5 protein-coding genes are annotated in these 2,821 nt (G+C 73.2%); all 5 read left to right on the plus strand.

Features of this window, described 5'->3' with window-relative positions; genetic code table 11:
* Positions 1-674, plus strand: a 674-nt coding sequence (locus VF468_14815; GenBank protein HEX5879565.1) for an exopolysaccharide biosynthesis polyprenyl glycosylphosphotransferase, incomplete at its 5' end; no start/stop codon positions are given.
* A gap of 7 nt (positions 675-681) precedes the next feature.
* Positions 682-1,131 carry a PssD/Cps14F family polysaccharide biosynthesis glycosyltransferase gene (gene pssD / locus VF468_14820; protein ID HEX5879566.1) on the plus strand — a complete coding sequence of 150 codons (450 nt, stop codon included), beginning with the start codon at positions 682-684 and terminating at the stop codon, positions 1,129-1,131.
* Positions 1,128-1,679, plus strand: coding sequence for a glycosyltransferase (locus tag VF468_14825; protein HEX5879567.1), 552 nt, complete (start codon positions 1,128-1,130; stop codon positions 1,677-1,679). Before pssD ends, VF468_14825 begins: the two co-directional genes overlap by 4 nt.
* Positions 1,676-2,623, plus strand: coding sequence for a sulfotransferase (locus VF468_14830; GenBank protein HEX5879568.1), 948 nt, complete (start codon positions 1,676-1,678; stop codon positions 2,621-2,623). Before VF468_14825 ends, VF468_14830 begins: the two co-directional genes overlap by 4 nt.
* A partial coding sequence (locus VF468_14835; GenBank protein HEX5879569.1) for a glycosyltransferase occupies positions 2,613-2,821 on the plus strand: 209 nt, incomplete at its 3' end. The genes VF468_14830 and VF468_14835, both read left to right, overlap by 11 nt.

A 2,821-nucleotide genomic window follows, 5' to 3' on the forward strand; every position in this document is an offset into this window, starting at 1 on the left:
TGTCGAGCCGGCTCGCCCCCCAGACCATCGGCGGGGTGATGACCCTGTCGGTCAACGTGCTCCAGCTGACCCGCTTCCAGGCCGCGGCCAAGCGGGCCTGCGACGTGGTCGTCTCCGCCCTCGGCCTGCTGGCCCTGCTGCCGCTGTTCGCGGTCGTGGCCGTGGCCATCAAGGCCACCTCCAAGGGCCCGGTGGTGTTCCGCCAGGAGCGGATCGGGCTGCGCGGGCGCCCCTTCACCCTGCTGAAGTTCCGCACCATGGTCACCGGGGCCGACCTGCTGCTCGACGGCCTGCGCGACCAGAACGAGGCCGACGGGCCCCTGTTCAAGCTCCGCCAGGACCCGCGGGTGACCAGGGTCGGGGCCATCCTGCGCCGCTACTCGATCGACGAGCTGCCCCAGCTCTGGAATGTCCTCAGGGGCGAGATGAGCCTGGTCGGGCCGCGGCCGCCCCTGGCCGGCGAGGTCGCCATGTACGAGGAGTGGCAGCTCGACCGCCTCGAGGTCCGGCCCGGCATCACCGGCCTGTGGCAGGTCAGCGGGCGCAGCGAGCTCTCCTTCGAGGACTACGTGCGGCTCGACCTGTTCTACGTCGAGAACTGGTCGATCGCCTACGACCTGTTCATCCTGTCCAAGACCGTCCCGCTCCTGGTCTCGACCAGGGGCGCGTACTGAGGCCGCCATGCGCGCCCTCCTCGTCTGCTCCTCCGGCGGCCACCTCATCCAGCTCCACAACCTCAAGCCATGGTGGGAACGGCACGATCGTCTATGGGTGACCTTCGAGAAGCTGGACAGCACCTCGCTGCTCGCCGGTGAGCAGGTCGCCTGGGCCTACCACCCGACGACCCGCAACCTGGCCAACCTGCTCCGCAACACCCGCCTGGCCTGGAAGCTGCTGCGCTCCTACCGGCCCGACGTGGTCGTGTCCAGCGGCGCCGGGGTCGCCTTCCCGTTCTTCCTGCTGGCCAAGCTGCTCGGCAAGCGGACGGTGTACGTCGAGGTCTACGACCGGATCGACTCGCCGACCATGACCGGCCGGCTCTGCTACCCCTTCAGCGACCTGTTCCTGCTCCAGTGGGAGGAGCAGCGCCGCAACTACCCAAAGGGCAAAGTCATCGGGAGCCTGCTGTGACCAACAGGGAGCAGCCGCTGCTGCTGGTCACCGTCGGCACCGACCACCACCCGTTCGACCGCCTGGTCCGCTGGGCCGACGGCTGGCTGGCCGCCCACCCGGGCTCGCTGCGCTGCCTGATGCAGACCGGCACCTCGGCCCCGCCCACCGGGCAGGCGAGCTGGCAGGCCTACCTCGAGTTCGACGCTCTCCAGGCGGCCATGGCCGGCGCGGCCGTAATCGTCTGCCACGGCGGGCCCGGGACCATCCTGGGAGCGCGGCACATGGGCGCCGTCCCGATCGTCGTCCCCCGCCAGCACCGGCTGGGCGAGCACGTCGACGACCACCAGGTCGCCTTCTCGCGCCGCCTGGCCGCCGAGGGCGGCGGCATCCACCTGGCCGAGACCGAGGCCGACCTGCACCGCCTGCTCGACCGGGTGGCCGGCGAGCCGGCCGCGTTCCGGGCCGGGCCCGGGGGCCGGGCCACGGCCACCGCCGTGCGCGAGTTCGGCCGCCTGGTCGACGGCCTGGTCGGCGACCGGCCGAGCCCCCGGGCGGGCGCCCGATGAGCACGGTCCTGTTCATCGGTGGCCTCGGGCGCAGCGGCAGCACCCTGCTGGAGCGCATGCTGGGCCGCCTCGACGACGTCTGCTCGGTGGGGGAGCTGGTCCACCTCTGGGAGCGTGGCCTCAAGGAGAACAACCGCTGCGGCTGCGGCGACCGCTTCCGGGAGTGCGCCTTCTGGGGCCGGGTCGGGGAGCTCGCCTTCGGCGGCTGGGACCGCCTGGACGTCGGGGAGGTGCTGGCCCTCAAGGCCTCGGTGGACCGCAACCGGTTCGTGCCGCTGATGGTCGCGCCGGCCCTGTCGCCCGCCTACCGGGCCCGCATGCGCCGCTACCTGGAGCTGCTGGGGCGGCTGTACGACGCCGTCCGGGAGGTCAGCGGGCGCCCGCTGGTGGTCGACGCCAGCAAGCACGCCTCCCACGCCTTCCTGGTCCGGCGCATGCGCGGGGTCGACCTGCGCCTGGTCCATCTGGTCCGCGACAGCCGCGGGGTGGCGTTCTCCTGGTCCAAGCGGATGCGGCGGGCCGAGGTGGTCGAGGGCGACGCCCTCATGGCCACCGACACCCCGCTGCGCATGAGCGCCCGCTACCTCGGCTACAACCTGCTGTTCCACCTCCTGCAGGCGACCGGCGTGCGCGGCATCCTGCTCCGCTACGAGTCGCTGGTCCGCGACCCGGCGGCCGAGCTCGCCCGGGTGCTCGCGCTGGCCAGCCGGCCCGCGGCCGCCGGCGAGCTCGGCTTCGTTGGCGACGGCTGGGTCGAGCTCGGTCCCAGCCACGCCCTGGCCGGCAACCCGATGCGCTTCCGCAGCGGGCGGGTCCCGCTCCAGGTCGACGAGGAGTGGCGCGGCCAGCTGCGCCGCCGCCACCGCCTGCTGACCTCGGTGTCCACCTGGCCGCTGCTGCTGGCCTACGGCTACCTGGCCAAGGGGACCGGCCGTGGCCGCTGAGCCCCTGGTCAGCGTCGTCGTCCCCACCCGGGACCGGCCGGAGCTGCTGCGCCGGGCCGTGACGGCCATCCTCGGCCAGACCTACCGCGGCCCGATCGAGTGCGTGGTCGTGTTCGACCAGAGCGATCCCGACCTGCCCTGGCCCGAGCCGCCGCCCGGCCGCCGCCTGGTGCTGGTCCGCAACCAGCGCACCCCCGG

The sequence above is a fragment of the Actinomycetota bacterium genome, from assembly GCA_036280995.1.
GTDB lineage: Bacteria > Actinomycetota > CALGFH01 > CALGFH01 > CALGFH01 > CALGFH01.